The sequence below is a fragment of the Rahnella sp. AN3-3W3 genome, from assembly GCF_003263545.1.
Classification (GTDB): Bacteria; Pseudomonadota; Gammaproteobacteria; order Enterobacterales; family Enterobacteriaceae; genus Rahnella; species Rahnella variigena.
Genome location: NZ_JYDG01000052.1, coordinates 20,400 through 28,318 on the forward strand (window position 1 = coordinate 20,400; position 7,919 = coordinate 28,318).

Sequence of the window (7,919 nt, forward strand, 5' to 3'; positions counted from 1 at the left end):
GGAATGCCCGATGCCGGCGTTTAAATACAGTCAAATAACCCGTTTTATTCTGCTGGCATGTTGTCTGCCCAATATTGCCGTCATGAGCGCCAGCGCGGCAAATTACACCTTGCCGCTGTTACTCACGAACAATCAAAAGCTGACCTTATCCACGAAGGATAACGAAAACATTGTTGCTGATAACCCTTTGATAAAATATGGCATACTGGTAAATAATGGCGCAGAACTGACTTTACTGGCTAACCAGTTTAACGCCACCGGCAGCCAGCTTGGCTCCTCCCTGACCGCGCAAAATGGCGGTATTATAAATATCGGAGAAGACTCTGTTATTAATCACAACAGCACCCTAACCGGTATTTCTCATGCCATCACAGTTCAGGATGAAAACAGCGTATTAAATATTAATGAAGCAACGATAAACTCCAACAGTGCCGCCGTGGTGATTAATGATGATGCCTCGGCAAATATGCTTAATATCACCATTAACGCCAACAATGCGGATAATGCCGTTGAGGTGAATAATGGCGCCACGCTGAATGCTACCGGATTAACCGTGAATCACCTGAGTGGAATGCCCAGCAGTTCTGCAATAGCTATCAACAATGCCGATGCCACATTACTGAATACGTCAATTTTGTCTCAGGTTCGTGAGGGGATAAGTATCGACGGGTCTGCTGACCGTTTTTCAAATGTCACTTATGATCGCGGAACCATCGTGACGGACAGTGATCAGAGTAATGCAGTGGCAGTGACGTTCGGTAATTTGCAAATAAAGAACGTTGATATCCACACATTAGGGCAGCACAGCAACGGTCTGATGGTGCAAAACGACAGCGTGGTGCAAGTCAGCGGCGGTTCCATTACCACACAAGCGGCTGCAACAAATGGCGTAACATTTAATGGTGCCAACGATCTGACACTGACAGACGGACTGCTTATTTCCACCCCTGGAAACGCCTCTGTAGGCCTGGCGCTGAATGCCGACCCCATGACAGCCGATCAGGTGCAAAAACTTCGCATTGATAATGCGACCATCAATAGCGGCAATGTCGGGATCAGTAAGATTTACAACGGTAATGCGCAAGTGATCATCGGCAACGCGGCCCGCATTTTAGGGATTAACGCAGCGATGACCTTTGCCGATAACGGTGCCAGCACGGTGAATGTCAGCGGTAAAAGCCAGATTATCGGCAATATTATCAATGCGACGACGGCGAAAACCGATGTCACGCTGGATGACTCCGTGCTGACCGGCGCGGTGCAAAACCTCACCTCACTGACGCTGAATAACCAGTCGGTGTGGAATCTGACTGGTGATTCCGTCCTCGGTAATTTATCGATGGATAACAGTCTGCTGAACTTCACTCAACCGCAGCAGGGCGCATTCCACACACTTACCACCAGCACGCTTTCCGGCAACGGTGCCCTGAATTTCAGCACGCAGCTGGGGAGCGATAATTCCCCCACCGATTTACTGCATGTTCAGGGTAACGCCAGTGGCAATTTTGGCGTGCTGGTGCGCAATGTCGGGGGCAGCGGTGCGCTGACAACAGGCGACGGCATCCGTCTGGTGCAGGTGGATGGGGCTGACACATCGTCGCTGAAATTGCTGAGAAAAGTCAGTGCCGGAGCATACGATTATTATCTCTATAAAGGTGGCAGTACGTCGCCAAAAGACTGGTATCTGCGCACTTATCTGGAGCCGGTGCCGCCGCCGGAACCGGTGCCTGATCCTGATCCAGGACCAGCACCAGCACCAGAACCAGAACCTACACCGCAACCGACACCGATACCTAAACCGGTGATCGCCTACCGGACCGATGTCGTGGGTTACATTGCCGCGCCCTTCCTTAACCGGCAGTACGGCTTTAGCTCAATGGGGTCCTATCACGAACGTACCGGCGACAGCGTGAAACGCAGTCAGGACGGCACATGGGCACGCATCGGCGGGTCGCATGATAATTATGATGTGGGTCGTTTCAGTTTTGACAGCGACATTCGTTATATCCAGATCGGCAAGGATTTGTATCAGGATGAGACACCGCGCGGGAATAATGTGCATGCCGGGGTGATGATTTCACTGGGAGATCAGAAAACCAACAGCTCAGACAGCGCCCGCGGGCTGGTCGGCGAATCCACCGATACCGGAGATGTGTCTACCGATGCTTACGGCATTGGCGGCTATTACACCGTGAAGACCGGCAGCGGCGCATATCTGGACTTCGTCGGGCAAATCACTGATTACCACACCGAATTCCAGAGTGAAACTGATGCTAAACAGGACGGCTACGGCGTGGCGTTTTCAGCCGAAGGCGGCATCCCGTTGGCGATAACCCAAAGCTGGAGACTCGAACCTCAGACGCAGGTGATTTATCAGTATCTGCACATGAAAGGATTCAGTGACGGGATAGCCTCGGTGGAAAAAACCACTGACAGCAGCGTGCAGGCACGGGCCGGTGTGCGACTTTCCCATCTGCCGCAGGTGGATCAGCCGAACATTACGCCGTACCTGAACCTTGATGCGGTATCGACATTCAGCGATGCCCCCGCTGTCACTATCGCCAGTACCCGTATTTCGCCTGACTTCACGCAAAGTACCTGGAAAGCGGGCGGCGGGATCACTGCGACGCTGAGCAAAAATGCCGCCTTTTATGCCAGTGCAAATTATCTGCGGGGTTTTGACGGTAAACAGGAAGGTTATCAGGGCAATATCGGTATTAACGTCAGCTTTAAATAGAGAATTCAGGACGCAAAAAAGGCGATGCCCTTGCATCGCCTTATGCTTTTGACTGAACGGTTATCAGACCGGAGGCAGGTCAAACAGCAGGATTTCACTGTCTTCGTCTGCGTGAACCGACAGCGCCGTTTCATCCCAAATCGCCAGCGCATCGCTCGCCCCGGCTTTCTGGCCGTTAACGGAAACCGTGCCTTTCACCACCTGGATCCACACGCGGCGTTCAGCCTGAATCTGATAAACAGACTGTTCGTCTTTTTTCAGCGCCCAGCGGGACAACTCCATATCCTGGAACACTTTCAGCGAACCTTCACGGGCATCCGGAGAAAGCACCAGCTGGCGACCCTGCGGCGCATCGAACATGCGTTGTTCATAACGCGGTTCCAGCCCTTTCTGATTTGGAATAATCCAGATCTGATACAGGTGCAGTTTACGGTCGCTGTTACCGTTGTATTCGGAATGCGTCACACCGGTACCGGCGCTCATAATCTGAAACTCACCGGCCTGGATTTGTTCTTTATTGCCCATGCTGTCCTGATGTTCCACGGTGCCGTCGAGCACGTAGGTCAGAATTTCCATGTCTTTATGCGGATGCTTACCAAAACCCTGCCCCGCATCGATGAAATCTTCATTGATTACCCGCAGCGCGGAGAATCCCATAAAGTTCGCATCGTAATAATCGGCAAAAGAGAAGGTATGCCAGCTTTCCAGCCAGCCGTGACTTGCGTGACCGCGTTCTTGTGCTTTGCGTAAGTAAATCATGTTCAACTCTCCTCAATGTTTTCTCTAGTCTAGTCAACGACTGAGAATAAGAAAGCGTAAAAACTTCACTCCTCTGTTCAAAAAATATGAACAAATGCCGGCGACGCATTCCAAAGGATTTGAAGAAAATTAAGTCAAATTGTTCTTCCGAAAGTTGCTTAATGACGCATCCGTACAATACTCAAATATTGAATATATTCAGGAAAATCCCTGTGACGTCTGTTTTCCGGAAATCATCATGATTAACCGCCGCGAGTTGATCGCGGGAATAACTGGCGGAGTGGTCTCTGCCGGATTATTTAAATCCGTTGAAATTAATTCGGATAATATAATTAGCGCCAGCAACATTATGGCGTTAAGGCAACTCTCTGCGCCGGCAGACCGCACCTGCGCCGTGGTGTTGGGATATCACTTTGCCGGGGATGGCGCGCCAAAACTGGTTTACTGGGATGCCGGTAGCGAGAAAACAGCCAATCAGGGCACCGTCATTTCTTCGCTTAAAGCTGCTAAAGGCCGCTGGCTGCAATTACATAACGGCATCATGGACTTTCGTCAGTTCGGCATATTTAACGGACAGAACGCGGCAGATACGGCACTGAATGCGATGGTCAGTGATCCGCTTATTCACCGGATTGAAGCCCATACCTCGCTGAACTTCATGTCACGCCACCGCTTTAATCGCTCGAATATCACCCTTGATTTTAATAACCACACAGTGACCGCGTCGGGGCTGGAAATACTGGCTGCCCCCAAAAATAATTACCTTGCCGCTATTTTTTCTTTCACAGGTCTGGCTGAAGAGCAAACCACGGTATCCGTTCTCAGGAAGCCTTTGCCTTTATTATCAGAAATCTATCCGGTAGACGACAGCAACTTATATCCTGTCGGCCAGTGGTATTGCCTGGAATCTGACAGGATGACCGGCCACTGGGAACGCAAAATACAACGACTGGTGCAGGTGACAGAACAGATTGATGAAACACATATCCGGCTTAATTACAGAAGCGGCTGGGTGCTGGAGGAACAAAGTCATCTGCACTGGCGAAAAGTCACGCCGGTGGAAAATGTCTGTATCCGAAATATGCAATATGTCGAAGAGGGGCAGCTGGCTAATAACAGTTCCCAGCCCGTCGCGCTGGTATATGCCATTTATTGCGATGTCATTAACGTTCACGCGCAGGGCACCTTCTGGTCGGTTATTTTCCGCCGCTGGAATACCTTCTTTCGCACAGAACACTGTTCGCTGACCAATCCGCCTTCGGTTTCCTGGGGCGGCGCAGGGTATCTGACCCAACAAATCTACTGTCAGTACGGCGTGATTAGCGACTGTACAACGTCTAATGCCCGACATCTTAACGATCTGACCGCCAGCTCTTCCTGCGTGGTAAAGAACTGTCACAGCAACGGTGACAGTTCCGGTGCTTTCGTGACACACGGCCAGTATGAGCATGATCTGCACTTCACAGCCAACTCCGGCATCCTGACGCTGGCCAACTCCGGCAAAGCCTGGGGCCAGTCGGCAGCACGGATTGTCATCAACCACCACCGCTGTTCCATGCTGACCGCAGACACGCATGTCACGGATCTGACCTTAACGGATGTCTGTATTCACCGGAATGCGGAACAGGATAATCTCGGTATATTGCGCCTCAACTGTGACGGCCTGACGGTGCAAAACTGCAGTGTCAGCGGCGAGCTGACATTACTGCAAAACAGCTGGCGCAGTATCAAAATGAACGTGCTTGAAAACTGCGGATTTGTGCTGGATCCGCGTCATGATTCCACGATCAGTAATCTGGCTCCGGACGACCCGTATATTATTTCTCATCCGGCGGCTGAAGCCCGAAATTCTATTAATGGTCGTTCGCTGGTCTATTTTTCCCATTGCCAGTTCAAAGGAACGGATAAAGATGTTTCGCTGTTAATTAAAAATAAAGATATTAACTTTAACGCCTGCCGCCTTGAAAATGTGTCCCTTATTTTAACCGCAGAGGGACCGCAGAAAATCGTGATTAATGGCGATTCCACGCTGGCCGGCGATCACATGTCCCGGCCTTTACTTTCGCGCACCGGCGACCATGCCGTGACCTGGCGGTTAGGGCCATTGCAAAGTGAAGTGACGGGTGACGAGCAGCTTCATATTGAGGTCGCCAGCGGTATTAATCATTATCAGGCACATCATGTGACATTCACGCACGGCAAGCGGTTATTTTCAGATAAGGCATTCTCCCGCCCCTCTTATTTTATCGAACAGAATAACATCCTGATAAATACCACCTCTGTTGTGCCAGCCAGTACAGGGCCGCATATTGTGGTTGAAAACAAGGAGGTATAACAAAATAAAGTGGCTCACCCCTGAGCCTCATTAGGAATCTTCCATGAAAACGTTCAATTCTGTATCGGCGCTGAAGAATCATAAAATACGTCTGGATCATAATGTCTTCGTTAATGGTTATTTTCAGGCCGGTGACGGCGGCGGCGGTCATTATCACTGGGACAAAAACTGCGTTCTGCCCGCGAATAACGGTACGGTGATCAGTTCTGACCATTCGGCCAATGGTCGCTGGCGTCTTATCCATCAGGGTGTCGGCGATTTCCGCAATTTCGGCATTCTTAATGCTGATCAACCTGCTGACGATGCGCTGGATGCATTAGTGAATGATCCGCAAATCAGCCAGATTCTGGCGTTTACGGATTTGCTCTTTCAGCGTCGCCATCATTTCACACGTTCTGACATCACCCTGGATTTCCAGAACAACCGCGTTTTCACCACCGGCATTGCCAGCGCACCGGTCAATGACCCGTTTGCCGCCGTGCTGTTTTTCCAGGGCACTGTCACCGGCACGCCTGTCACCTTCACGCTGACAGAAACGTTGCAGGAACAGACCGATATCTTCCCTGTTGCCGATTCATCACTGTTCAGCGTGGGCGACTGGTACGCGGTGGAGGTTACGCCGGTGAAAGGCGCGGCGGAACGCGAGCTGCAAAAGCTGGTGGAAATCATCGCTATTCCTGACAGCACGCATATTCAGATTGGCTATTACAACGGCTGGGAACTGCTGGCTGGCAGGGTGATCAGCTGGCAAAAAGTCGAGCCGGTTGAATTCGTTACTGTTAAAAATATGCAGTTCTCCGGCGCGGGAGATGACCAGATCACCGGCAGCCATCCGGTGGCGTTTGAATACGCGGTATATGCCAACGTGAAGGGGATCCACTCAACGGGTTCTTTCTGGCCGGTGGTGATGCGCCGCTGGAATACCCATTATCTGACGCAGCAATGCTCCCTCACCAATCCGCCGAATACGGCCTTTGGCGGTGCCGGATATCTGACACAGCAGATCTATTGTCTGTACGGCCATGTCAGTGATTGCAGCGTGGCAAATGCACGGCATTTAAATGATTTCACGGCGTCGGCGTATTGCCTGGTCGAGAATTGTCATGCCAGCGGACAAAGCGCGGAAAAAGGCCCGTTCGTCACCCACGGTCAGTACGAACACGATCTCACTTATACCGGCAACTCCGGCCTGATGACCTTTGCCAATTCCGGCGTCACCTGGGGAGGCAGCGCCAAACGTATCAATGTGCGTAAGCACGTCTGCCCGTGGTTTGTCGCCCGCTCCGGCGTGAGTGAACTGACGCTGGAAGATCTGGTGGTGATCACCAACGAGACTATCCCGCAGTCCGGGATGTTGTGGGTCAATGCCGACGGTTTGCAGATGACCGGCTGCACCGCCGATGGCCCGCTGATTATCAGTCAGGCCTCGCAACGCGCTGCGCGCCCGAACGTCATTCGTCAGTGCCAGTTTTCATTTCTGGAAGACGGTGCGCCGGTGGTGCGAAACAACGTGACGGCTGCTATTACCTTTACCGATACGGTGTTCAACGCTATCAGCGGACACGCATTCGACAGCACCGCGCCTGTAAATTTTGTGCGCTGCACGTTTAACGCCGCCACACAGTCTGCGCCGCTGATCCTGAAATCTTCCACCCTGTCGGTTCAGGCTTCGCAATTTAATCAGGTCGGCTTCACGCTTTCCGGCACTGCGCCAAAGCAAATCGATATTCTTTCCTCAACCCTGACGCAGGCAACGTTCGAGTTCACCGACGTCACTGCACAACCGGCCAGCTCACTGATGTTCCTCAATAACCGCTTATCCGGCAGCACCGTCATCGCCCAACCACCCGCCGGAGATCGGGTGATATGGCAGCAGAATATGATCCTTGCCTGACGGCTAATAGCCTGATGAACTAAGGAGTTTTTCGAAATAGTTTGAGTCGCAGGAACGCACAAGCAAGCGAATCCCCGAGAGCATACACAAGTATGTGACCGGGGTGAGCGAAGCGCAGCCAACGCATCCACAGCTCAAAATATGAAAGGACATTTTTCGAAATAGTTTGAGTTGTGGGCAGGCGGCCAGCAAGC

4 protein-coding genes are annotated in these 7,919 nt (G+C 51.6%); 3 read left to right on the forward strand and 1 reads right to left on the reverse strand.

All coding sequences use genetic code 11. From position 1 onward, the window contains the following. The first annotated feature begins 10 nt into the window (after positions 1-10). A complete protein-coding gene (locus UC15_RS15110; protein ID WP_112289203.1) occupies positions 11-2,737 on the forward strand; it encodes an autotransporter outer membrane beta-barrel domain-containing protein in 2,727 nt (908 codons plus the stop codon). A 63-nt stretch (positions 2,738-2,800) separates the two neighbouring features. Here the strand turns inward: UC15_RS15110 and UC15_RS15115 are convergent, their stop codons facing one another. Next, positions 2,801-3,496, reverse strand: a complete 696-nt coding sequence (locus UC15_RS15115; protein ID WP_112289204.1) for a pirin family protein — start codon at positions 3,494-3,496, stop codon at positions 2,801-2,803. A gap of 238 nt (positions 3,497-3,734) precedes the next feature. On the opposite strand from UC15_RS15115, the gene UC15_RS15120 reads away from it, so the two are divergent. Then, positions 3,735-5,831: a hypothetical protein gene (locus UC15_RS15120; protein WP_112289205.1), complete on the forward strand. Its 2,097-nt coding sequence runs from the start codon at positions 3,735-3,737 to the stop codon at positions 5,829-5,831. Positions 5,832-5,874: 43 nt separating this feature from the next. Next, the gene (locus UC15_RS15125) at positions 5,875-7,725 is read left to right on the forward strand and encodes a hypothetical protein (protein ID WP_112289206.1); all 1,851 of its coding nucleotides are present in this window, start codon (positions 5,875-5,877) and stop codon (positions 7,723-7,725) included. Positions 7,726-7,919: the final 194 nt, after the last annotated feature.